The sequence below is a fragment of the Enterococcus sp. BWB1-3 genome (assembly GCF_016745275.1).
Classification (GTDB): Bacteria; Bacillota; Bacilli; order Lactobacillales; family Enterococcaceae; genus Enterococcus_L.
In genome coordinates this window covers 25,845-50,805 of sequence record NZ_JADOEP010000015.1, presented here as the reverse complement: position 1 = coordinate 50,805, position 24,961 = coordinate 25,845, and the positions used below count along the sequence as shown (strand labels likewise).

The 24,961-nt window shown below is 37.5% G+C and carries 23 protein-coding genes; 9 read left to right on the top strand and 14 right to left on the bottom strand.

The features are described from left to right. Positions 1–570, top strand: coding sequence for an AAA family ATPase (locus tag IW492_RS11175; RefSeq protein ID WP_330927931.1), 570 nt, complete (start codon positions 1–3; stop codon positions 568–570). Between the two features lie 131 nt (positions 571–701). Here the strand turns inward: IW492_RS11175 and IW492_RS11170 are convergent, their stop codons facing one another. Then, positions 702–1,190, bottom strand: a complete 489-nt coding sequence (locus IW492_RS11170; RefSeq protein ID WP_202067711.1) for a GNAT family N-acetyltransferase — start codon at positions 1,188–1,190, stop codon at positions 702–704. Between the two features lie 102 nt (positions 1,191–1,292). Between IW492_RS11170 and IW492_RS11165 the strand changes: the two genes are divergently transcribed. After that, positions 1,293–2,270 (top strand): diacylglycerol/lipid kinase family protein, encoded by a 978-nt coding sequence (locus IW492_RS11165; protein ID WP_202067710.1) that lies wholly within the window; start codon positions 1,293–1,295, stop codon positions 2,268–2,270. A gap of 101 nt (positions 2,271–2,371) precedes the next feature. On the opposite strand, the gene recD2 is transcribed toward IW492_RS11165, so the two are convergent. Both recD2 and IW492_RS11155 read right to left on the bottom strand, forming a co-directional pair. Beyond that, complete coding sequence (gene recD2, locus IW492_RS11160; protein ID WP_202067709.1) at positions 2,372–4,981, bottom strand: SF1B family DNA helicase RecD2; 2,610 nt, start codon at positions 4,979–4,981, stop codon at positions 2,372–2,374. A gap of 29 nt (positions 4,982–5,010) precedes the next feature. Beyond that, entirely contained in the window at positions 5,011–5,637 is a 627-nt protein-coding gene (locus IW492_RS11155) for a histidine phosphatase family protein (RefSeq protein ID WP_202067708.1), read from the bottom strand. Positions 5,638–5,841: 204 nt separating this feature from the next. On the opposite strand from IW492_RS11155, the gene IW492_RS11150 reads away from it, so the two are divergent. Continuing rightward, complete coding sequence (locus IW492_RS11150) at positions 5,842–6,252, top strand: GNAT family N-acetyltransferase (RefSeq protein WP_202067707.1); 411 nt, start codon at positions 5,842–5,844, stop codon at positions 6,250–6,252. Between the two features lie 127 nt (positions 6,253–6,379). Here the strand turns inward: IW492_RS11150 and IW492_RS11145 are convergent, their stop codons facing one another. Next, entirely contained in the window at positions 6,380–7,714 is a 1,335-nt protein-coding gene (locus IW492_RS11145; RefSeq protein WP_202067706.1) for a dihydrolipoyl dehydrogenase family protein, read from the bottom strand. A gap of 226 nt (positions 7,715–7,940) precedes the next feature. Between IW492_RS11145 and IW492_RS11140 the strand changes: the two genes are divergently transcribed. Both IW492_RS11140 and IW492_RS11135 read left to right on the top strand, forming a co-directional pair. Further along, on the top strand, positions 7,941–8,693 hold the full coding sequence (locus IW492_RS11140) for a DUF5067 domain-containing protein (protein ID WP_202067705.1): 753 nt from the start codon (positions 7,941–7,943) through the stop codon (positions 8,691–8,693). 44 nt (positions 8,694–8,737) lie between these two features. Further along, positions 8,738–9,616, top strand: coding sequence for a hypothetical protein (locus IW492_RS11135; RefSeq protein ID WP_202067704.1), 879 nt, complete (start codon positions 8,738–8,740; stop codon positions 9,614–9,616). Between the two features lie 198 nt (positions 9,617–9,814). Here the strand turns inward: IW492_RS11135 and trmL are convergent, their stop codons facing one another. Continuing rightward, positions 9,815–10,321 carry a tRNA (uridine(34)/cytosine(34)/5-carboxymethylaminomethyluridine(34)-2'-O)-methyltransferase TrmL gene (gene trmL / locus IW492_RS11130; protein ID WP_202067703.1) on the bottom strand — a complete coding sequence of 169 codons (507 nt, stop codon included), beginning with the start codon at positions 10,319–10,321 and terminating at the stop codon, positions 9,815–9,817. A gap of 234 nt (positions 10,322–10,555) precedes the next feature. Next, positions 10,556–11,401 carry a methyltransferase domain-containing protein gene (locus IW492_RS11125; RefSeq protein WP_202067702.1) on the bottom strand — a complete coding sequence of 282 codons (846 nt, stop codon included), beginning with the start codon at positions 11,399–11,401 and terminating at the stop codon, positions 10,556–10,558. 227 nt (positions 11,402–11,628) lie between these two features. Between IW492_RS11125 and IW492_RS11120 the strand changes: the two genes are divergently transcribed. Beyond that, the gene (locus IW492_RS11120) at positions 11,629–12,258 is read left to right on the top strand and encodes a copper homeostasis protein CutC (protein WP_202067701.1); all 630 of its coding nucleotides are present in this window, start codon (positions 11,629–11,631) and stop codon (positions 12,256–12,258) included. 413 nt (positions 12,259–12,671) lie between these two features. Here the strand turns inward: IW492_RS11120 and mgtE are convergent, their stop codons facing one another. The 4 genes from mgtE to IW492_RS11100 form a co-directional block, all read right to left on the bottom strand. Next, positions 12,672–14,033: a magnesium transporter gene (mgtE, locus tag IW492_RS11115; RefSeq protein WP_202067700.1), complete on the bottom strand. Its 1,362-nt coding sequence runs from the start codon at positions 14,031–14,033 to the stop codon at positions 12,672–12,674. 17 nt (positions 14,034–14,050) lie between these two features. Next, positions 14,051–14,944, bottom strand: coding sequence for an RluA family pseudouridine synthase (locus IW492_RS11110; protein WP_202067699.1), 894 nt, complete (start codon positions 14,942–14,944; stop codon positions 14,051–14,053). Positions 14,945–14,951: 7 nt separating this feature from the next. Next, positions 14,952–15,749: an NAD kinase gene (locus IW492_RS11105; RefSeq protein ID WP_202067698.1), complete on the bottom strand. Its 798-nt coding sequence runs from the start codon at positions 15,747–15,749 to the stop codon at positions 14,952–14,954. Between the two features lie 95 nt (positions 15,750–15,844). Continuing rightward, a complete protein-coding gene (locus IW492_RS11100; RefSeq protein WP_202067697.1) occupies positions 15,845–16,501 on the bottom strand; it encodes a GTP pyrophosphokinase in 657 nt (218 codons plus the stop codon). A 176-nt stretch (positions 16,502–16,677) separates the two neighbouring features. Between IW492_RS11100 and IW492_RS11095 the strand changes: the two genes are divergently transcribed. Together IW492_RS11095 and IW492_RS11090 are read left to right on the top strand one after the other, a co-directional pair. Then, complete coding sequence (locus IW492_RS11095; RefSeq protein ID WP_202067696.1) at positions 16,678–17,262, top strand: CYTH domain-containing protein; 585 nt, start codon at positions 16,678–16,680, stop codon at positions 17,260–17,262. A gap of 107 nt (positions 17,263–17,369) precedes the next feature. Beyond that, a complete protein-coding gene (locus tag IW492_RS11090; RefSeq protein ID WP_202067695.1) occupies positions 17,370–18,020 on the top strand; it encodes a DsbA family protein in 651 nt (216 codons plus the stop codon). A gap of 152 nt (positions 18,021–18,172) precedes the next feature. On the opposite strand, the gene pepF is transcribed toward IW492_RS11090, so the two are convergent. The 4 genes from pepF to spxA all read right to left on the bottom strand — a co-directional run bounded on the left by pepF (position 18,173) and on the right by spxA (position 22,719). After that, positions 18,173–19,993, bottom strand: coding sequence for an oligoendopeptidase F (pepF, locus tag IW492_RS11085; RefSeq protein WP_202067694.1), 1,821 nt, complete (start codon positions 19,991–19,993; stop codon positions 18,173–18,175). 35 nt (positions 19,994–20,028) lie between these two features. Then, complete coding sequence (locus IW492_RS11080) at positions 20,029–21,213, bottom strand: competence protein CoiA (protein WP_202067693.1); 1,185 nt, start codon at positions 21,211–21,213, stop codon at positions 20,029–20,031. 120 nt (positions 21,214–21,333) lie between these two features. Then, on the bottom strand, positions 21,334–21,984 hold the full coding sequence (locus IW492_RS11075; RefSeq protein WP_202067692.1) for an adaptor protein MecA: 651 nt from the start codon (positions 21,982–21,984) through the stop codon (positions 21,334–21,336). Between the two features lie 336 nt (positions 21,985–22,320). Continuing rightward, entirely contained in the window at positions 22,321–22,719 is a 399-nt protein-coding gene (gene spxA / locus IW492_RS11070) for a transcriptional regulator SpxA (protein ID WP_202067691.1), read from the bottom strand. A gap of 1,066 nt (positions 22,720–23,785) precedes the next feature. Between spxA and trpS the strand changes: the two genes are divergently transcribed. Beyond that, the gene (trpS, locus tag IW492_RS11065; protein WP_202067690.1) at positions 23,786–24,799 is read left to right on the top strand and encodes a tryptophan--tRNA ligase; all 1,014 of its coding nucleotides are present in this window, start codon (positions 23,786–23,788) and stop codon (positions 24,797–24,799) included. Positions 24,800–24,961 lie beyond the last annotated feature (162 nt).

Sequence of the window (24,961 nt, the reverse complement as noted above, 5' to 3'; positions counted from 1 at the left end):
ATCACAAACTCAACAATCAGACAAAGAAAGGAAAAACACATGATTATTTGGATAAACGGTGCCTTCGGTTCCGGAAAAACAACGATTGCAGAACTGCTTAACAAAGCAATCAAAAAATCTTGCATTTACGATCCGGAAAACATCGGTATTTTCTTTATGAAAAATCTTCCACGAGAAATTCAGCTGGATGATTTTCAGGATTATCCCGAGTGGCGGCAGTGGAATCTTCATCTGCTCCTTAAGCTGGCGACAGAATATGATGGTGATATTATTGTCCCCATGACATTGTACAGAGAAGATTATTTTAGTGAAGTTATTGGCGGGTTGAAAAAATCCGGAATCAGAGTGGAACATTTTCAACTGGATGTCTCAAAAAAAGAGCTCATTCGTCGACTTGAAGTTCGGGAAAAAGATAATCCAGCAAATTTAGAATGGGGAAAATTAGCTGTTGATAAAATTCTGGAGGCTTTCTGCCAGACCGATATCTCTGAAAAAATTATCAATGAACACAGAAATCCAGATGAAATTGTAAAGGAGATATTGGAGAAAACAGCTGATACAACAAACTGATTTTATAACTATGTGCTCACAAAAAAGAGGAGAGAATTCAGCTGATAGTTCACCTGCAACTACATGCTCTTCCCATACTGCATTACGAATATTGATGTCTTCTTCTTCCTTTTATTTGCTATTCCTATCACTCATTTAATTATCTTATCTAATATCTCCGTATTCAGACCGTCCATCATCCCAAGAAAAACAGATTGAAAGCCGTTGTTTGTCAATAGTTTTCTTGAGGCATGGTTGTCGGGAGCAATCATGGCAGTCAGTTCTTTTAACGGAGAAGCCTCTACCAAAGCCAGCAGCTGCTTCACTGCCTCCCTCCCATATCCCTGTCCCCAGTATTGAGGTAAAAACATATAACCAATTTCTGCTTTTTCTGTATTTCCTTCCTCACAAGTGACATGGACCCAACCTAAAAAGTCCTTCGTTTCACTATGAACTACTTTAAAAGAACCTAAATTTACCAGCCTTGAATTTCGGCTAAGTACTTTTTGGAAGTTCTCCATTGCTTCAGTTTTTGGAATAGCCCGCTCAGTAATTTGAGCCATTACTTTTTCATCCGAAACCAGTCGATAATAGTCTGAGAAATCATTTTCTGAGATTTTCATTAATTGTATATCAGGCACTTCTTCTCCTCCTTTCAGCTTTTCCCAGTATAACATTGAGCAACTTCTGCTTTCAATCTTTCACTAGTCTGCTATAATAAACTTTTGGGGAAGGAGGCAATTATGGAAAAGCATTTATATCTGATTATCAACACACATGCAGGCAGCGGAAACGGCCAAAAAGCTGCAGCAAAATTAAAAAAACAACTAAAACTATTTAATATAAAGCACAGCCTTTATTATACTGAATATGCAGGTCATGAAAAAATAATTGTACAGGAATTAGCCAAAAAGATTCTGATCCCATGGGAAGAGTCAATGAAAGAAAGTGGTGATAAACCTTTTCCCCTGTTGGTTGTAATGGGCGGAGATGGAACACTTCACTGTACTGTAAACGCATTGTATGAGATCAATCCTGCCATCCCTATCGCCTATCTGCCTTGCGGTTCAGGCAATGATTTTGCCAGAGGGGCAGGAATTAACCGACAAATAGAAAAGGCACTCTCTCAATTATTACGGGCTGATCAGCCGCAAAAAATTCAGGTCATGAAATATTCAGAAAAAGTTCAAGATGAAAAAGGACTTGCAGTAAATAATATCGGAGTAGGTCTTGATGCGGCAATCGTTCAGGCAGCCAATGATTCTGCAACAAAACAAACATTGAATAAATTTAACATGGGATCTTTTTCCTATCTTTTTTCAATTCTAAAAGTTTTATTTACTCAAAAAGGCTTTCCGATTCTTATCGATATTAACGGCCAAACTCTGGAATACAGTAAAGCCTTTTTATGTACAGTAACTAACCATCCCTATTTTGGCGGAGGAGTGGCCATTGCACCAACTGCAGATCCCAAAAAACCAGTTCTTGATTTGGTATTAGTAGAACGAATTAACATTTTTAAAATCTTTTGGCTGATTTTTTTACTGATTCGTCAAAAGCATATGAATTCCAAGCACCTTCATCACTATCAGTCCAGCAAATTCAGAATTATTTCCACTGTACCGGAATATGTACATGCAGATGGCGAAATTTTAGGAAAACGAAACTTGGACATCACCTACTCTTTGGAAGAATTCCAATTTTGGTTTACAGATAACTGAAAAAGCTTCAGAGCAGTAGATAACCTCGCTGATCTGAAGCTTTTTTATTTTTGCTTTTATTATCTATATATTTCTCGGCATTCCATACTGGAAATTCCTTATTATTCAGTCAAAAAATCACTTGGTGTTACGCCATTCATTCCAATCATCGGATCAATAGTCTGGGCTGAAGCAAGATGAGGGGTCAGCAGCCACTCAATTTCTGTTTCTATTTTTTCGACTATTTCCTTCTCCGGTTCTGCAACATCAAACAACGAAATTGACTGGTCAGATTTTGATTCTTCTCTCTTTTTACCAGTTTCTACAGTATATATTGCCGACTCTTCTTCAATTAAAACTGGCGCTTTTGAAGAAACAGCTTCTCTCTCAGAGCTTTCCTCAACTTCTGTAAACGGCGATTCTTTCATTAAACCTTCTTCATATGCTTCCAGTTGGGTTCTTAACGTTAGGGTCATTCCGCCCGCATCTAGAATACGTTGTTTCAGTGTCGTCATCCGACTTGCTGATTCTCGATTCACACACTCCTGAAAAGCATTGATTTCTCCTAAAAGAATCAAAATATCCTTACTTCGTGTAACCGCTGTATACAGAAGATTTCTCTGAAGCATTCGATTGTATTGGCGAACGATCGGCAAAATAACCATTTTAAACTCACTGCCCTGAGATTTATGAATGGAGCAGCAATAGGACAATGTAATCTTATTCCATTCATTTCGCTTATAGCTGACCTCTGTATTATCAAATTGGAGAACCAGCTCATCCACTTTATCATCAGACTCTTTTGCCGGAATAATTCCAACAACTTCTCCCATATCACCATTAAATACGTTTACTTCAGGTGAATTGACCAGATGCAAAACCTTATCACCGATTCGATAAACAGTGTCATTCCATGAGACTTCTTTTTTTGTTCCATCGTTTGGATTAAATATTTCCTGCATCATTTTATTCAATGCATCAATACCGGCAACCCCTCTATACATAGGTGCCAGCAGCTGAATATCCTGAGCAGTAAAACCTTTTAACTTCGCTTTGGTCACAATCTGCTTTACATACGTTTCAATGTGGTACGCATCACTGGCGAAAAACGAGCGATCCTTCTGGTTGATCGTGAAATCTGAAGGCAGTTTTCCCTGACGAATCTCGTGAGCAAGAGGAACAATACTTGACCCATCTCCCTGTCGATAAATTTCAGTCAGCTCAATGCTGGGTATTTCTTCGATCTGAAGCAGATCATGCAGCACTTGTCCCGGTCCTACAGAAGGGAGCTGGTCCTTATCACCGACTAAAATAACCTGCATATTTGTTGGGATTGCTTTGAACAGAGTGTTGGCAAGCCAGGTATCAACCATCGACATTTCATCGATGATCAGCAATCCTCCTTCCAATTCTTTGGCACTCATCGTTGGATTTTTTTCTCGCCCGGTCAATCCCAAAAGCCGATGAATCGTACTGGCATTCAAGCCGGTTGTTTCATTCATTCGCTTTGCAGCACGACCCGTAGGCGCTGCCAAATGGATAGGAAACATTTCCTGTGTATAGTCCTTTAAATCTAAAGAAATTCCATTTAGTTCCGCAAACAAAGATACAATCCCATTTATAACAGTCGTTTTCCCTGTTCCTGGTCCCCCGGTTAAAATAAACAGAGGGGATTTGATGGCTTCTTCAATGGCATTTTGCTGTGACTCGCCATAAAGGATTCCCTGCTGCTTTTCAATGATTCGTATATCTTTCTCTACTTCCTCCGGATCATAAAGGATCTCTTTTTTTCGTGACAGAAGACGCTGGATAGAAGTTCCAATCCCCCACTCAGAAAAATACAGACTGTTTTCAAACAGCTTCGTACCTTCCTGTTGAATCTTTCCTTCCTCCACCAGATGAATAATCTGATTTGCTGCCTGATCTGGAGAAATCTCTACTGGACGGCTGCCTTCCAACAATTGAATACTATTATTCAATAACACTTCCGCCTCAACATATGTATCACCTGTACGAACAGAATGCTGAAAAACTTCATGAGTGATTGCGGCTCTAACCCGCTGATCTGAATCAGCTCGGATTCCAAGCTGCTCTGCCATATTATCCGCACGCTTAAACCCTATTCCCTCAATATCTTCTACCAGCTGATATGGATTTTCCTGAATGATAGAAAGTGTATCTTCTTTGTACGTCTGATAAATAGTAAAAGCCAGCTGACTCCCAAAACCATAACGGCTTAACCCGACAATCACCTGCTCCATTCCATGATTTAAACGGATGGTATCCAAAATTAATGCCCGCTTTTTTTCATTAAGCTGGGGAATTTCCTGAAGCAGATCAGGTTCCTCAATAATCCGGTCAATTGCTTCTTCTCCCAGCGTTTCAACAATTTTTTCGGCAGTTCTTTTTCCGATGCCCGGAAATTTATCACTGGACAGATAGGCCACTACCCCATTCGCAGAGGTCGGACGTTCCTGTCGATAACTATCTACTTGAAACTGACGACCATATCGGGGATGATCTGTAAAATGACCAAAGAAGCGGTATGGTTCTTCCTCCTGAATATCACCAAAACTTCCAGTTACAACAATTTCCTTTTCCAAAAAATCTGTATTTGTATCTGCAATGGAAACTAAAAGAACTTTATAAAAATTACTTGGATTTTGAAAAAAGATTGCTTCAATTTTCCCGGCAATAAATTGTTTTTCTGCTTCATCTGGAATAAGCTCCATCTGATTCACCACCTGTCTGTCTTGTTTTTTTATAAAAAGGAATCATCATTCCATAATGCAAGCTTAAATGGCCCCTGATGATGAGGCTCAGTTGTTTTTAGAATGGTCAGGCTGTTGTTATTTAACCCCCCCATATTTCTCAGTTCACTCATGTCTTTCCCGGCAAGATGTTGAATGCCGGCAGTCAGAGAAGCACCATGACCGACAAATAAATAGGGCCCTTCACCTGCTGCTATCGCCTGCTGTACCACTCCTGAAATACGTAAAATTGCTGATTCTATCGGTTCGCCTCCAAATATTTCCGGTTCATAGCGATCCAAATGATAACGCATATTGTCCATTTGATTAGCATATAACTTGCGCATTTCATGAATTGACTGTCCTTCCAGCTTGCCTAGTCCTAATTCCTTCAACTCATCTGTATAAATAATTTCTGCGGGTTTTAAGAGCTCGGAATTCAAACCTTCTGCCGTCTTCCGGGCTCTCAAAGAAGTACTTGAATATATTTTTTTAAAAGCTACTTTCTTTAAATGATTTCCTAATTTGCCAATTTCTTCATAACTCGATGGAAGTAGCGGCGAATCCCCTGTCATCCCTTGAAATCTCAATTCCTTATTCCATTCTGTTTTCCCATGACGGGTAAAATACAAATCCATAGCCTGTCTTCCTCCACATTCAATCATTTGCCCTTTTTAATCTTTTTCCAGTTTATCATTTTCACTGAAAAATATCTATGGAGGGTTATTTCATCTCAATTTTTAATCAGAAATTACTGCTGCAATAAAAATGTTATTCCCACGGCTTTCTTATTTATTTTAAACTCTTTATACTGTTGTATTGGATTAAAAGGAGACAATATCATGGTTGAATTTAAAGAAATAGATTTCAAAGAGAATGAAAGGAATATCATCGCTTTTTTGGATGCTCATCAAACTGAAGCAACAGGAGTTGAGCAAGCAATCCCAACGCATTTCTCTATAGGAGCCTATGATGGTACAAAATACATTGGTGGTATCACAGCGAATAATTGGATGAATACTACACATATTTCTCTTTTAGCAGTCGATACGGAATATAGAAAGGATGGTTTGGGCTCTAACCTGCTTATTCAAGCCGAAAACTACGCAAAAAGTCAAAATGCTGAAATTATCACTATTCATACTCAGGATTATCAAGCCAAGACATTCTATGAAAAACACAGCTATCATGTTTTGGGTAAACTGCCCGATTCACTGTTCAGGGGAACCACAAAATACTATCTGGCGAAATAACTCTAGAGGGCTTCATTTGCTTTTGCTGCACTAAAACAAACAGCCGGAAAAAGCGGTACTGATTATCAATAGTTAGATTACTGATCGAACTACTTGTGTCAATACGACTTTTTTTCCCGACTATTAATTAATATAAGTAGTTGATATCACTGGCGACTGTGGGATAAAGCATCATTTGCTTACTGATATCTGCTGCCGAAATTTTCTGATTAATGAGCAGTGTCATTAAGCTGACCAGCTGATCTGCTTCATTACTGAGGAGTGAAGCTCCAACCAATAATCCTGTTTTTTTGTTTACAACAATCCTTGCTTCAGCCAACAGTTCGTTCCTTTGCTTATAAGTAAACCAGCCGGATAAATCCAAATTTTGAGCCTTAAACTCTTCCTTCTCCTGCTCTTCCACTTCAGTTTTGCCAACCTGTGCCAGCTTAGGCGAAGTAAACAAAATAGTAGGAATTTGGGGATAATTAATTTTCTGCTCTTCATTTCCACTTATTAAAGACGCCAGATAGCTCCCTTCAAAGCTTGAAACAGGAGTCAGTTTGGGTTGTTTTTTTGCAAGACAGTCACCAAGAGCATAAATATTCGATACACTTGTTCGAAGAAATCCATCCACTTCAATTCCTCTTTTAGAATAAGCTACGCCGATCTCCTCCAAATTCATTTTTTCAACATTTGGGATTCTTCCGGTTGCACAAATAGCTTTTTCAACAATTAGTTCTTTACCATATTCAAGCTTCACCCTCAATAATCCTTCTTCTTTTTTTATTTCAGTCACAGACTCGCTAAAATGAAAATGAATCCCATCCTGCACCATACGCTGGGTTAATTCAAAAACCTGCTGCTTATCAAACCCTTTCAACGGACGATCATTATGATGAATAATATGTACATCACTTCCACTCTTATGAGCAATATTAGCCAATTCAAAAGAAATATATCCGCCGCCAATAAAAAGTATTGTTTTAGGCAGATGAAACATTTCCAGAAAATCTGTACTTGTTTCCAGATACACCTTTCCGGGAATATCCAGAATTGCTGCATGCTGACCAGCTGCAAGAATAAAATAATCCGCTGTAAACCTCCTGTTCTCAACAACAATTGTATGTTGATCCTCAAAAACAGCTTTTCCTTCAATCACTTCGATTCCAGCATTTGTTAACCCTTCCTTTTGTTCCCTCGGTACGGCTGATGTAAATTCCTCTTTGAAAGCCATTAACTCCTCCCAAATAATTGGTGAAGGCTTCTGAGTTCCATGACCAGCCAGTTGTTTGACATTTTCCTGAACCTCTATTGCATGATACAAGATCTTTTTTGGATCACAGCCTCTGTTTGGACAAGTACCGCCCCATTTATCAGCTTCTACAACTGCTGCCGATTTTCCTGCTGCTTTCAAATCATATGCAGCAGCCATACCTCCCGGTCCACTTCCAACAATAATTACATCAAAATCTCGCTTCATATCTAATCCTCTCTCCATTCTTATCACTTCCTTCATTATAACTAGGGAATAAAAATGTTTCGAACAAAATGATTTTTATCTCTCTGCTATTATTCTCATTTGTTTTCTGATAAACCAAAATAACTGATATTTACTTTCGTTATCATCCTATGCTACTCTTAAAATATAGTTTGTTATTTTTAACAATTATGTAAATAGATAGTTGCAGTAAAGGAGAAAAGGAAGAATGAAAAAGAAAAATTGGGTATGTTTAGGGAGTTTTCTGTTATGCGGATTGCTCCTTGCAGGATGCAGCAGCATGGATACTTCGAAACTAGAAGAAAAAGTTGACAAAATATCAAAAAGTGTTGATAACTTACATGAGAGAATCGACGAATTAAGTGAAAATGGCGTTGATATCAGTAACACGGCAACTTCTTCAACCAAAGAAAAAAAATCAGCTGTTACCAGTGAAAGCACTGAACAAAGTAGCGATGAAACAAAAAAGGTTTCGGAACTCAAAAACAGCATCATAGACTACACCATTAAAAACGAAAAAATCAAATTCACAGTAACAAAAGTTGATTTTATTCAAAATATATCCTCACACTTGGATAAAGATGGTTTAGTAATAGTCTATTACACCATGGAAAATACAGGATCAGAAAATATAGAAACCAACATAGAGGCGTTAAATTATCTTTATGTTACAGAAGAAGATAAGAATACAGAAACACATCTTGATTGGGCAAATGAACTATATCGCTACAAGGAATACAAGGAGCTCTATAATAAAAGTACTTCTGCAGTCAAACCTGGCGGAAAAGTTGAATCAGCCATCTCCTTCTATATATTAGATAACAGCATGGATATAAATATCAAAGTCAGTACTGATCCGGAATTTAAAATGACCGGTGAGAATGCTGAAGCAGCTGAACTATTTACTGCAAAAACTGTTTCAAAAAGCTTTAAAGAGAATAAAGATATTAAACCAGAATAACCCCAGTGTTTATCAGAAAAATAAAAAAAGAAATGGAGTTTACCATGAAAAAAACAATGATTTTGGCAGCTATTTTAGCCTGCGGAACAATTCTTACCGGTTGCGGGAATTCGAATTCTTCAAAGCTAGAAGAAAAACTAACAAAACTTGAAAAAAATGTTGATACTTTAACTAAACGGATTGATGATCTTACAAATGAAGCGGCTGAGACTAATGAAGATGATGTGTTGGCAGGAAAAGTTAAAGTGCCTGATCCATACTTCAAAACTCAAGAACAGGTTGAAGCTGAATTTGATGCCATTGGACTGAAAGTAAAGTTTGTTAAAAAGAATTTTGATAGTGCAGCGACAACAAACAATACGAAAATCTATAAAGGAGATTGCTACCAGCTGGAAGATGGTTCAGGCGCAGACTATTTTGGTCGTGACGAAGTCGGCGATGATTATGGTTACTATGCGGATGAAGGAAGTACAATTATCGTTGGGTACTCTGATCATGATTTTGATGGTAGTAAAGACACCAAAAGCTCCAGTTCTACTGAAAAGACAAAAGAAAACTCCAGTTCTGAAACTAAAGAAAGTAAAACCCCTGCTAAATCATCAAGCAGTTCTGCTTCTGGCATTTCTGACAGTGATATTGAAGGAATAAAAACGTACAAAGATTATTTGGATATGTATTCAAATATTATCACAAACTATCTTTCCGAATATGAAAAAGTATTTAAAGATACTGTATTATATGATGAATCAGCTTTTGCCGATATGAAAAAAGAATACCAGGCGACACTTGATGAACAGAAAAAGCAATATGATGACTTAGGCACTAAAACATTAGTTGGTAAAGATAGTCTGGTCAGCTTCTTAAAAACTTACCGTGACAGCTTATCAGACTACATTGACCGCATGAAAGATGCACTAAATTAAGAATAAAAAAATAAATGCGAGACCGAAATTCACCTTTTCAGTCTCGCATCTATTGTATCAAGATACGGCATAAATTTTCTGCTAAAAGAGGTCGGAGGGCAGATACGAAGAGCGCGTTTGGAACTTTATTTCTGTCCCACTCTCATTATCACATTTCAGCTACCTCTGGATGTTAAAGCAAATTCATAATAAATACTTTTAATCCAGCTTATCATTCTCATAATGATGTTGTAATTCTAAATTTGGAAACGCCTGCTGACGCAACGCTTCATAGACCACCAATGCAGCAGTATTTGACAGATTCAAGGAGCGAACATGTTTATCATTCATAGGAATTCTCAGACACTTTTCCTCATTCTCTCTCATAAACTCTTCTGGCAGACCCGTTGTTTCTTTTCCAAACATAAAGAAGTGGTTCTGTCCATCTGCAAAATCTTTATCACTGTATACCTGATTGGCAAACTTCGTAATCAAGTGCAGCGGCTGATCTCCCACATAACTTAAAAAGATTTCAAGATCGGCATGATACGTGATGTCGACATCATGCCAGTAATCTAAACCAGCCCTTTTCAAGTGCTTGTCATCTGTAGAAAAACCTAACGGCTCTATGAGATGTAATGGACTGTTAGTAGCAGCACATGTCCGGGCAATGTTTCCCGTATTCGCTGGAATTTGAGGTTCAAATAAAACAATATGGTTTTTCATTTCCTAATTCCTTTCTATCTAAAAAAATACTGCTTTCATGTTATTTAAAAAATAAAAAAAACGTATCGGCTCGGTGTCAATCACTGCGAGTCGTTACGTTAGTGAAGAATCTTTTCACTAACTTTTATCAGAACAGGAACCTGATAAAAACCAATGAAAAAACAACTTGTATGTAATATAACACCAATATAGAAGCATTGCAATAGTTTTTCATAAAATAATCAAATGTAAGCGTTATCTAACTCTGCCAACTAACATCCGAAGGTCAATTGTGACTTTTTCAAGAGGATTTTGTTTAAGAACTTCTTTAATTTTTGGATCAGCCTGCCATTCCAACGGAGACATTTCCAACAGATCCAGACGTTTTTTTTGAGGTATCTCAAAAACCGAAGTGATTCTTTCATCGGCAACAACAGCCAAAGACTGTGAAAACTTCTCAATTACTTTTTCATTCGAATAGGACTGCTTAGCTTGATTGTTTGGAAAGAAAGCCTCTCTCAATTCTCTCAAATAACCCGTTTCCGGAACAATTTTCACTACGAGTCCATTGGGCTTTAAAACCCGTTGAAACTCGGCATAATGAGAAGGAGAAAAAATATTCAGCAGACAGTCAGCAGATTGGTCAGCAAATGGAAGATTGGTCAAATCAGCTGCACACCAAAAAGCCTCGATCGGCTGATTGCTTGCCAAATAAATACCATCCTTCGAAAGATCAAAACCTATCTTCGTACCAGACATCCCCAAATGGGTTAATTCTGTCAGAAAGCTGCCTTCTCCACAGCCGATATCAATGATATTCTCTTTTTCCTGTACAAAAGGAATCAATTTCTCCAGCATCTTCCGGTACATACCGCTCTTTATCATAACTTGCCTATGACTGAACATTTCATGATTATACTCACTTTGATTATGGCTTTTCAAAAAATAGAGTGTGCCCTTTTTTGAAAGATCAAACTGATGATTTTCTTCACATTTTAACGTATAGCTCTCTTGAACAAATGACTTGTGACAGATCGGACAGCGAAACAGCTGTCTGTTTTCAGCCAAAAAAGCCTTTGCTTTATCAATTTTTTTCCGCATAAGCAGCTCCTTTATCTTCACATTCGTTTATCCTGCTTTATCTTACAATGAGAATCCTGCTTTGGCAACTGCAGAAATTGTGTTACAATTCGTATGGATAAAAATAATTAAAATGAAGTCTTCCTACACTTCATCTCATCCAGTCCTGCTCAGTATTCCTACTAGGAAAAGGGCTCGTTCATCTTGATTAGCAAAAGAATATAAACAGCAAAGGAGCAATATAAAAAATGATTAAAGAATTTTGTGCAGAAAACTTCACTGATATTCCAACAGCAATTAGAAACGGTGCCGGCAGAATAGAACTCTGCGACAATCTGGCTGTAGGCGGTACTACTCCAAGTACCGGTGTTATTGAAGAGGTACTCAATTATGCTGGAGAGCACTCTATACCTGTCATGACAATGATTCGACCACGTGGCGGTGATTTTGTTTATAATGACATTGAATTAAAAATTATGCATACTGATTTAATCGAAGCAAAAAAAATCGGCACAGACGGCGTTGTATTTGGCTGTCTGACAGCTGAAAATCAGTTAGATGAAGAAGCACTTGAATTACTCATTGAAACATCAGAAGGGCTGCAAATTACCTTCCATATGGCTTTTGATTCCCTAAGTAAAGAAAATCAATTTAAAGCCATTGACTGGCTGGCCGAGCATGGGGTTCAAAGAATCTTAACTCACGGCGGACCTACAGGAACCCCAATTGAAGAAAATCTTCCTCATTTGAAAGAACTAATTGATTATGCAGGAGACAGAATCATCATTTTACCCGGTGGCGGAATCAACACTCAAAATATCCAACAGATAACAGACGCACTAAACATCAAAGAAGCACATGGAACAAAGATAGTTTGATGTGAATTTTAAATCTGTCATGTCTCCAAAAAAAGGGTCTCAGACATTGGTATGTCTCGGACCCTTAAAATCGAATAAACGGTGTTCCAAAAACAACACTTTCGATAATAAGCCGAAAGTGTTGAGAATTACTATTTTGTTAAAAAATAGATGTTTCCTCGTGAGACACTCGTCACAGTTTAAGTCATATAAGTGATGAACAATATCTACTTGATCATAGAAAATTTGTAGAGCACCAAGTAGGAAGCCGCATAAGAACGTCTTGCCTTGCATCTGCAATTACTCGATGCATACAGCAACTGTGACAAGTAACCACAGGAGTACCCTGAATTAAGATTGATATTCAGTTTACGTTGCCTCTGCCGTTACTCACCGCATGGAGAAGCTTTGTAACAGCCTCTTTTCTCATCTTTTCAAATAAAATAGTACATAAAAATACTGGCAATATTGAAATAAATCAGTACACTGGTTAAATCACTCAAGGTCGTAATGAAAGGTCCGCTTGCTACAGCAGGATCGAAGCCCAGCTTGTCCATCAGCATAGGAATCAGACTTCCTGCAAGATTTGCAACAGTAATTGCACAAAGCATCGCCATACCAATGACAAAACCAAGCGGGAAGTTTTGTTTCCAGACACCAACAACAATGAATATTGTCAAACCAGTAATCGCTCCGGTGACAAGCCCTGTCAGCACTTCACTCACAATTAGACGACCAAAGCTGCTGTCTTTCTCATCATTTACAGCCAGACGCCTTACTGCCACCGCCAAAGATTGAGTCCCTGCATTCCCTGCTGTTCCTGTGATTAATGAAATGAATACAGCCAAAATACTGGCTTCACTAACAAGCTCTTCATAATGACTGATTAATGTCGCTGTGGACATCCCAAGAAAAAGCAATGTGATCAGCCAAGGCAGTCTCTTTGAAGCTGCTTTAAATGGATTTTCACTGACTTGTTCAACGTCAACCCCAGCCAAACCGGAATAATCGCTGGCAGCTTCATCATCAATGACATCAATAATATCATCAACTGTGACAATACCAAGCAAGTGATCGTCATAATCAATAACCGGTAGTGCCAGAAAGTCATAGTCCCTAATAGTTTGGGCAACATCCTCCTGGTCATCTCCTACATGAACAGAAATTACCCGTTCATTCAAAATCTCACTAATTAGAGTATCATCTTCATTAATAATTAAATCACGTAGAGAAATTACTCCGACCAGACGGTTATCCTGATCCACTACATAAACATAGTAAATAGTTTCTGCAACATCTGCCTGTGTTTTCAGAACGTACATTGCAGATCGAACCGTTTGATTGGCAACAATTGATACATATTCAGTGGTCATTATTGAGCCGGCAGTATCATCTTCATAATGCAGCAGTTCCTTTATTTCACTGGCATCTTCTGTACTCATCAAACTTAGATATTTTGCTTTCTGACTTTTATCCAGCATGTTCAGCAGGTCAACTGCATTATCCGTATACATCTCTGAAAGCATTTCTGCTGCATAACCTGGACGCATCTCAGCAATATAATCTTTCATGTCCTCATTATCTTCTTCTATCACATCAAACATGTCTGCCAGTTCTTTTGGAGACAGATAATTGTATAGCTGTTTACGCTGCTTCGCTTCAAGAGATTGGTAGAACTGCCCCTGCTCATAGATATGAAGGGATAAAAACAACTCTCTAAATTCATTCATCTGCTCTTCTTCCAAGAAAGTAAGCAAATTATCAAATTGTTCCTCTATTTCCTGTCCTTCATTCATTCCTGCAACCTCCTGTTCTACCTTATTTCAATAATTCTTTTCATGTCCTCCGCAACTGGAGAATCAATCCTCATTTTTTCCTGTGTAAATGGATGAATAAAACTCAACTGACTGCAATGAAGCGCCTGCCTTCTTATACCTAAATCCATGGGACCGCCGTACATTTCATCACCCAGCAGCGGACAGCCGATGCTTTCAAAATGAACACGGATTTGATGGGTTCTTCCAGTATGAAGCTGAATTTTTACATAAGCTGAATCTTTCAGCTTTTCAGCCAGCCAGTACTCTGTTTTAGCGTATTTACCATTCTCTGATACCATCCTTTTTAACAAAGAGGACGTATCTCTGCTGATCGGACCAATAATCTCTTCATGTTCAGCTAAAGAATGGACAGCTCCTCCTACAAGAGCATAATAAATCTTAATAACTTGCTTTTTGCGCAGCTGCTGATCAAGGAGCGCATGAGCAAAACCATGCTTGGCAAACAACATGACTCCCGAAGTATCCCGATCCAAACGGGTGACAATATGAACGATCTGATCCGAATACTTCATCCGCTTATAATAACCCTTCACCTGATTTGCCATGGTTTCACTTGTATGATATTGAGAAGGAATAGATGCTATTCCAGCTGGTTTATTTACTATTAAAAAATGTTCATCTTCAAATAGAATATCTAGTCTCCCCTCCGAAGGAAGCATTGTTTCATGCTCTCCTTCGTCTGGAATAACGATCTTCAGCTGATCACCGAACGAAAGCTTAAATAAAACATTTTCCACCCGATCATTCACAGTAATTCGTCCGCCTTGAAATTTTATTTTCGCCAGCAAACCTTTTGAAACACCCTGCTCTTTCAAAAAAGACTTAATTTGCCGAGACTCTTCCTTCTTGTAAACCCATTGAAATTCCATAAATTATCTAGTCCTCGCTAATAAATGCATCCTTGACTCTATTCCAAAAATGCGTATGCTTATAGGAAGCAAAATGTATCCGTTCATCAGCAATGCGATATTGGATGGTATCCACCTCTTCCTGATATATATCTAACTGATCTACAGTAATCATATAATCACCGCGTTCCTTCAAAACAATCGTCACCCATTCTTTACTGGCAATTACCATAGGGGAGCCCAATGTACGAAAAACCCGATTATTTAATGAAGCAATTTCTGCCAGCTGAAAGGCATTAATACTTGGATGAATCACAGCTCCGCCTACACTCTTGTTATAGGCAGTCGAACCTGTAGGTGTAGAAACTGATAACCCGTCGCCTCTAAATCGCTCAAACAGATCATTCTTAATATAGATATCCGCTACCATTGTTCGATTAGAACGTTTAATGGTGGACTCATTTAGTGCTAAAAAATGCTTATCAGGCTGATCATCTCTAAAGCTGATTTTTACATCCAATAAAGGATAGCTGATACTTTTTTCCTGAGACATCAGCAGACTCTCTACAAGCTCTTCCAGTTCATAATCGCGCCAGTCTGTATAAAATCCTAAATGTCCGGTATGGACACCAAGAAATCTCACACTGTTCAACAGGTGACTGAAACGGTGGAAAGCTGAGAGCAACGTACCATCCCCTCCGATGGAAATAACCAGTTGAGGTTCTTGATTCGTTACTTCAATATTTTCCCTCTTTAAAAGTACCAAAAGCTCCTCAGCAACCTTTTTTGATTTATCTTCATTATTATGAACGATCGCCACTTTCATGATCTGCCCCCCTTCCTCCTTAAATTAATACAGTTTCAAATTCTCTACTATGTATAGTTAAGAAGTATTTGAAAAATTTTTTTATAAATTCTTTTTTATGGCTGATCTTCTTTGTAATAGCTTCTTTTATTTTTTCCTCTGCCATGAGAAAATAGGTGTTGTGCTTCCTGAATTTCTTCCCGAATATCTGACATTTCTCCATCCAACTGATACGCAGCCTCTGCTGCGCGCTGCAGTCGGGCATTTAATTCTTCTGGAAAGACTCCCTGATACTTATAATTCAAGGAATGCTCAATCGTTGCCCAAAAATTCATTGCCAGCGTACGGATCTGAATTTCTGCTAAAATCCTTTTTTCTCCAGTCACAAGTTGAACAGGATAAACTATAACCAAATGATATGAACGATATCCGCTCTCTTTTTTATTCGTAATATAATCTCTTTCCTGTACAATTTCCAAATCTTTACGATTCCTAATAATTTCGACAACCTGATAAATATCCTCAACGAACTGACACATAATCCGCAGTCCGGCAATATCCTGCATCTCTTCTTCCAAACGATCCATCGGAATCTTTCGTAAGGAGGCTTTCATGAGAATACTGTCTACAGGTTTTACTCGACCTGTCACAAACTCGATGGGGGTATGTCTGTTAAGCTCATTAAATTGTTTGCGTATCCCACGCAACTTGACTTTCATCTCTCCAACAGCTTGTTCATATGGCGCAAGAAAAAGTTTCCAATCTTTCTCCATATCTCTCCCTCAATTCCCTTGAATTTGACCCAATGCCTATTTTACCATAGACCAATTAAAAATAGGATTTTTTATTCTATTATAAGAATTATCTAAAAAGTCAAATAGTTCAATCACTTTTCTTGACGAAACTATGGAAGTTGTGTGAAAATTAGTACGAAGAAGGTGAGTTTCGGATGAGTAAAGATTTAGAAATTGAATACAAAACATTGCTCTCAAAAGAAAACTTTTTCCGAACTGCTGAGTACTTCAAATTTAAGGAAACAGATTTTTTTATTCAGATGAATACCTATTTCGATACGTTCGACTTTCAACTGAAAGAAAGAGCTATTGGTTTAAGAATTCGTACATTGCCTGATAAAGCAGAGGTAACTCTGAAAATTCCTAATACCGTTGGCTTACTGGAGATTACAGATTCTCTGAGTTTTGAACAGGCGAATAAAATGATCCATGCTTTTAAACTTCCTAAAGAAAGTGAAGTATTTCAAAAACTGAAAGAACTAAACATTGATAGTCCATTGCAAGTTATTGGTGAATTAAAAACAAAAAGAGCACAGAAAAAACTTCCCCAAGGTTTGTTAGCTCTCGATGAAAGTTGGTACAATGATACCCATGATTTTGAACTTGAATTAGAGGTTGAGGATGCTGTTACTGGAAAAATAGCATTTAATGAATTGTTAGACACTCTGTCTATTGAAAAAATTAGCGGTCCTAACAAAATTCAAAGAATGATGCTTTCCGCTCCTTCGCACCTCCGGTAGTAAAATAATTGAGCAGATTAGTTTCTTTTATTCTGTTTTTTTGTTAAATTACAAGGATTAGTTCATGTTGCGGAGATTGTCAAAGTGTCGAATTGGAGGAAGTATGAATGATTGAAATTTATTTGTTCGTGAATCCATTAGGGAGTATTTGTCTAGATATTGAAAGAGAGATACTTACATTTGCTCAGGCGGAAAATAGGAAAATTCAATTACGTTTGATCCCTTTGGTGAACATGAAAACAATTGACTTTCTGCTTAAAGTACATGGAATACACCCTAGTGATATTAAAGGAAGAAATCAACTGTTTGAAACAACCTATTCTGCTGCATTAGATTTCAAAGCTGCACAGCTGCAGGGAAAAAAGAAAGGCCGTCATATTCTCCTGAATCTTCAAAGTATGATTACTGAAAGCGGAGTTGGCTATTCACCTGATTTAGCCGAAACCTTGATTGTTGATGCAGGCGGAGATTTAGAAATGTTTAAAAATGATCGTAAATCCAGTTTTGTTAAAGAGTCATTTCAAATAGATCAGCAAATTGCAAGAGAAATGGGAGTTACTCAGCATCCATCTACAGTTATTTATAATTATGCCTGTGATAGAGATTATGGTGTATTAGTGGAGGGAGACATATCCATTCAGCAAATCGAACGATTGTGTGAAACATCCGAAAAAAATTATCTTCATTTTCATGATTCGCTTGAGTTGGCAGACAATAACGAACAGTCCGTTCCAAAAGGACATTTACATTTACTTTAAAAGAAGGAAACAGCCGAATAAATTGCTGCTTCCTTCTTTTATTGTTCATAATCTTTATCCGAGCAGACCCTCTTCTCATTTTAAATCCAGAAGCAGCAATAACAAATTATCTTCGCTTCAGTCAACTGTTTTTCTACTCATTTGAATAAAATCTAGTTCTTTTCCAATGTCTCTATCAACTCTTCCAGTTCTGCCAGGCGTGATTCAAATACTTTCATCGCATCTTCTATATAAGCCGGTTTTGTCATATCAACACCTGCTTTTTTCATCACCTCAATCGGATAATCACTACTTCCGGATTTTAAATAGCTCAAATATTTTTCCAAAGCTTCAGGCTCCTGCTTAATAATCTTGTCTGCAAGTGCAGAAGCAGCGGAAAATCCTGTTGCATATTGATAAACATAGTAGTTATAGTAGAAATGCGGAATTCTAGACCACTCTGAAGCAATCTCTTTGTCCTCAGCGACTTCCGGTCCATAATATTTTTGATTCAATTCTGCATAGTTTTCATTTAAATATTCACTGGTCAAGGGTGTTCCCTTCGCATCCTCAACATGGATAAATTGTTCAAATTCAGCAAACTGAGTCTGACGGAAAATTGTTCCTTTGAAACCATCTAAATAGTGATTTAACACATAGGCCCTTACCCGAGGATCTGCCTCTGTTTCCAAAAGATATTCAGTCAAAATATTTTCATTCGTTGTTGATGCAATCTCTGCAAGGAAAATCGAATAATCTCCGTATACATAAGGCTGATTATTTCTTGTAAAGTAGCTGTGAACACTATGTCCCATCTCGTGAACCAGTGTATACAGCTGATCAAGGCTGTCATGCCAGTTTAACAAGATATATGGGTACGTATCATAAGCACCTGACGAATATGCTCCGCTGCGCTTTCCCTGATTTTCCACTACATCAATCCAGCGATTATCAAAGGCCTCGTTTACAACATTTAGATACTCTTCTCCCAATGGAGCCAATGCTGTCACAGCTTTATCTTTTGCTTCTTCATAGGAATATCTTACAGGTGCATCACCCAATATTGGCGTATACATATCGTACATATGAAGCTCCTCAAGATTCAACAGCCGTTTTCTCAGGCTTACATAGCGATGCAATAATGGCAGGTTTTTATTGACTACTTCCAAAAGTGTTTCATAAACACTTTCCGGTATATGATTATTGCTTAGTGCTGCTTCTCTGGCAGAGCTGTAATTTCTGATTTTCGCTTTAAAATTATGTGTTTTTACGTGCGAAGACAAAGTGGATGCAAACGTATTGTTAAACTGTTCATAAACACTGTAAAGTCCTTTAAATGCTGCCTCTCTTACCTTTCTGGAAGTACTCTCCATTAGTTGACCGTAAACTCCATGACTTAATTGAACTTTTTCACCCTTTTCGTTTTCAATCACAGGGAATTTTAAATCAGCATTATTCAAAATGGAAAATGTATTGCTTGAAGCTCCAAAAATTTCACTTGCTCCAGCCAATAAAGCTTCCTTATCCTCAGTCAATACATGGGCGCGACTATCTAAAATATTCTCAATGAAGTGTTTGTATGATTTCAATTCAGGCATTTCTTCAAAATAACCCCATATTTCTTTATCAGTAAGTGAAAGTACTTCCGGCTCAAACCAAGCTACAGCTTCACCAACTTTTGAATATAATGTTGCAGCCCTTGAATATAACGCCTGCTGTTCTGAATTCGCAGTATCCTGATCGTTTTTTAAATGCGCGTACACATAGATCACTTCAATTTTTCTATAGACATCCAGCAGATATTCAATACCAGACAAAAACGCTTTGCTGCCATTTCCAAGCGTTCCTTTTATTTGTTCAGCTTTCGTTATTTCCTCTGAGAGCTGACTATATGCTTTTTCGAAAGCTTCGTCATCTTTAAAAATAGCAGTTAAGTCCCACGTTAATTCAGTTGCAAGTTCTTCTCTTTTTGGTAATTGTTTTGCATCGCTCATATACATTACTCCCTTCATTCATATTATCTATAGTATCATATTTTTAATGGAGTACCAGTCTTTATCACTCGACCAGTACCGAGCTTTTTAAAGGGTGTTTTTGATTTAACTGACAGACTATTTACATTTTCTGTTACAGTAAAAAAATCAGCAGAATAAGGTTCCTGCTTTAGCAAGTCAAAGGTCATTAGACTCTCAATCAAATAGCAAACATACCACTCTATCAAGTCACCTTTAAAAACCAGCGGAAAATCATAAAGGATATCTTGTTTAATGATAAGCTCATACACAGCTTTATAGATATCCAGTTTTGAAATTTTTTGTAGTTTTGCCTTCAGCAGATATTCCCAAATTCGATGACGAAGAATAAATGCAGGTGCTTTGAAAATAAATGTTTGATTGATCGTATAATAAAACCAGGGATGAAGCTCCAGCAAATGTAAGTACCTTTCATAGAAATATGCCTGTTCATTCATAATATTCCGGTCTTTTGCAATCAGCTTTCTAGTAATTGTCCGATAATTTTTACTCATTTCCAGTTTAAGCTGATATCTTCTATAATGAAGTAAAGGCGCTCCGAAATTCCCTTGCAATAGTTCACCTAAATTTCCATAAAAAAATGACCAGCTTCTACTTCCATAATAAAGGTGTTTTTCCGAATCCTCTTCCAAGTGGTAGTGAAAAGCCAGCTGCTCTTTTTTCCAGTCTGCAGACCATATATGGAAGCCCAGTTCTTTTGTATAGTTGCAAAATTGTTTTGTACTGTCCTTTAATCTCTCTGGATTCCACAGCTTGGTCCCGCAAATCCATATCGGCTGATAGCCATGCTTTATGTAAGTAAGTGTCCTTTTCAACATTTTTTCAGGTGCTAATATACTACACTGAATTTCCACTGCCAAGTGACCAATCAGTATATCAGGACGCTGCTTTAAGTCCGGCAGATAAACTTCAAGCTGGTAGTCTATTTTAGATCGAAGACACCATTCTGCCAACGTACGTTTCAGCCATAAATGTTCTTCGGTCTCCTGCTCTCCGGAATATACACACGACTGATTAGACAGATGAGCGAAATGTGGAATTCTTATTTTTCCTATTTTTAAACGAACATGCTGATAACAAATTGGACAGCTAAATACCGTTGCCTTCCAGCCATTTATCTTATCCCGGTCAGTCTGTATCAGCGTGACTAATTTTCCTGTATCAGTTTTTGCAGTCAGCATTATAATCACCTCTGAATATAATACGCAAAAAAATAAGTATCCATCTCCAGTTTCCAATTTTTTTATACAACAAAAAAACCGAATCAGTCGGTTATTAACTGATTCGGTCTGACAAGTTTGTTATTGAAAGTAGTATCTCGTTAATTCTATTGCATTACGTTCCATAATACAACTTCCGTATTCATTAAGAACTTCAGGAGTAACAGATGCTACCTGCCCAAATTCTAGTAATTTTGACCATTCATTCTCCATCTCGTGGACAGAAACTTCATCTAAAAAGAATATAACCTGTAAAAAATATTTTTCTTTATATTTATATAGGTTGGCAAGCATTGTCTTTGCATATATTTCATTAGCCAATTGAATCATTGCATCAAAACTGCTCAATTCAAGAACAAAAGTTCGGACACTGTCATCAACCAGATCTTTTGTCTCATCCACATAGCTTGCTTCAAGTTGTTTTCTGATCATCTCACTTGCTTCATCAGAACTTAAGTCATTGAAGCTGCCAATATTAGGAACATCATCAACAGAAGCGTTCTTACTGATGAACAATTCTAAACCATCACTTTTAGGCAGGACCTGAAAAGTAACAGCTTCACTTCCCTGAAACTCATCCTCAATATCCACTTCTTCCAAAATACTGTAGAAAAAGTTTTCTACTTCCTTATGATTCCCCAACAAATCCAGGAAAGTAATCCCACGATCTGCCAAGTCTTCATTACCAATCAATACTCGAATTGTATTTTCATTAATATGTTCCATTTCCATCTGGTTCCACCTCGCTTTTTGCTCAAGTCAGGAAACTACTTCTAGGTTAATTGTATAGCAATCACCTCAAAAGTAAAGAGAAAAGTTCATTTATTTGAAAAATAAACACCAGACATTATAAATTTCATAATAAATAAAGTTACTGTTAACTCTGGAAAAAGTATTTGCCGACAAAAAAAAGAGTCCTACACAATTTAACAAGTAAATGTGAACAGAACTCTTTAAAACCTGCAGGAATAAACGGACAGAATCAGTAAGTATCCTGCATTATTTTATTTGTAACTATTTTGGGACTTTGTCCAAACTTCTCAATACCACAATAATTAACTTACAGTTTTATAAACCAGCCATCAATTGTGCCTGGCGTAACTCAAGTTGACGAACGTCTCTTGACAAAAAGCGTCTGATTTCATCTTCGTTAAAGCCAACCTGCAGTCTCTTGTCATCGATCATGATTGGTCGACGCAACAATCCTGGATTGTCTTTAACCAATTCTAATAAATCTTGCAGTGGAAGTTCATCAAGATCCATGTTTAACTTTTGGAAGACTTTAGAACGAGTAGAAATAATTTCTTCTGTTCCATTTTCTGTCATTCTTAAAATTGCTTTCAATTCAGAAATATCTAACGGTTCAGAAAAAATATTTCTTTCTTTAAAAAGAATTTCATGTTCTTGTAACCACGCACGAGCCTTTCGACATGAAGTACAACTTGGGGAAGTATACAGTGTCAACATTGCGCATCACTCCTCTTATGAGTTAGTTATTTTATTTAGAAAAGAAGTTATATTAGATTTCTCTTCCAAATACAGTATACCGAATTTCAAGTGGAAATACTAGAGGATTTTGAAGAAAAAAAATGTTTTTTGTAATTTTCTCTCTATTTATTTTACTAATAAAGTCAAATTAATACCTTTGAGTAATAACGTTATAACATTCCTTATCTTCCTGTAATAATTTTCACAACTATTACAGCTGAAAAAACTGTACTATTATCATCTTTTCAGAGACGAAAGAATTGATATGGGATTTAGTACCTGTCTAAAAACGCTAGTATGCCGATCGATTTAAAGCTAAGTTGGGCTTTTAATCCAAGAAATGTGCTGACAACTATCCAATAGTATTATATATGAGACTGCTGGATAGGAGACGAACAGTCGAAGAAGCGCAGGAGCAAGCTTTTAACCCAAAAATGAATTATTGCTAATTCATCTGATTGTCATTCTGCTGAAACAAGGGGGCTGATTTCGTTTAAAGATTGAATATTTACACATTCAAAGCTTACCGTCTGCATACAGCTATTTCTTTTTGACACATTTATCCCCAGCAGAGCAGTGCATGTCATCCTGCTAACGCTCCTAGATGAGCTAGTCTTTATTCAAAGAACATTTATCGAGGCTTGCGCATATAGCATGTCTTGTATGTCCTTAAGACATACGACGAGCATTCGAAAAAGCGTGGGAGCAAACTCCTGATAAGGATCTAAATTTTAACCCATTTATCTCTATCAGAGTATTGCCTACCATCTCACTAGTTTATTTATCTTAGTGAGACTGGCAATTTCATTAGATGTTTCTACACAAGTGAAACTGACAAAATATCCTCCAATTCTTTGGGTGAATTTTAGCAAATTCAACGGATCGTCGAACACATACCATCCCACTAGATGTTCCTGCAGCAATGGGACTGGCAACTCATTCCCTCCATAGTTTCCAGACACATCCTGGAAAAATTTCTGTTCTTTTCATTTTATTAATTGTATACTGTTTTATAAGCGCAATTAAGAAAATAGGGTGGTTAATTATGGAAACAATTTTTTCAGGTATTCAGCCTAGCGGAGTACCAACAATCGGCAACTATATCGGTGCACTAAAGCAGTTCATTAACCTACAGAATGAATATAACTGTTACTTTTGTATTGTCGATGAACATGCAATTACTGTACCTCAGGACCCTCAAAAATTAAGACAGCAGACACGCAGTCTTGCTGCACTTTATCTGGCGGTTGGAATCAATCCTGACAAATCAACAATCTTTATTCAATCTGAAGTTTCAGCTCATGCTGAGGCTGCCTGGATTATTCAATGCAATACAACAATTGGTGAACTGGAACGGATGACACAGTTCAAAGATAAATCTCAAAACAATGGAAGAGCAGGTGTCAGCGCCGGTCTTCTGACTTATCCTCCATTGATGGTTGGGGACATCATCCTTTACAATGCGAACTTAGTTCCTGTTGGAGAGGACCAGAAGCAGCATTTGGAATTGACACGTGATTTCGTAGAGCGTTTTAACAAACGTTATGCACAGCCAAATCAGGAGATTCTTACAATGCCTGAAGTACAAATTGCAAAATATGGCAGCCGAATCATGAGTTTACAAAATCCAGCAAGTAAGATGAGCAAATCAGACAGTAATCCTAAAGGCTTCATTTCCATGCTGGATACTCCAGATGTAATTCGCAAAAAAATTAAATCAGCAGTGACAGATTCTACAGGAATTATTGAATATAATCCAGAAAATAAACCAGGAATTTCAAACCTGCTGAGTATTTACTCCGCTGCAACAAATCGTTCTGTTGACGAACTAGTTGCTTCCTATGAAAATAAAGGCTATGGAGAATTCAAAGCAGATGTTGCAGAAGCAGTTGTATCCCTCCTTTCTCCAATTCAGAAAAGACATCAGGAAATTCTCGCTTCAGATGAATTAGATGACATATTAGACCGCGGCGCAGAACGAGCTCGTTTTGTCGCAAATAAAACATTGCAGAAAATGAAAAACGCAGTGGGGTTGGGGAGAAAAGTCAGAAGAAAATAATAAATAAATAGACAAAAAAATGAGTTTGGAACAGAATTAAAGTTCCAAACTCTCTTCATATCTAAACCCGAATAAACGGCGGGACAAAAGCAAAAATTCTTTTTGCGACGAGTAACCGCAGGAGCAACTCCTTCGGAATTAAGCCGAACTATCCTGAAAATA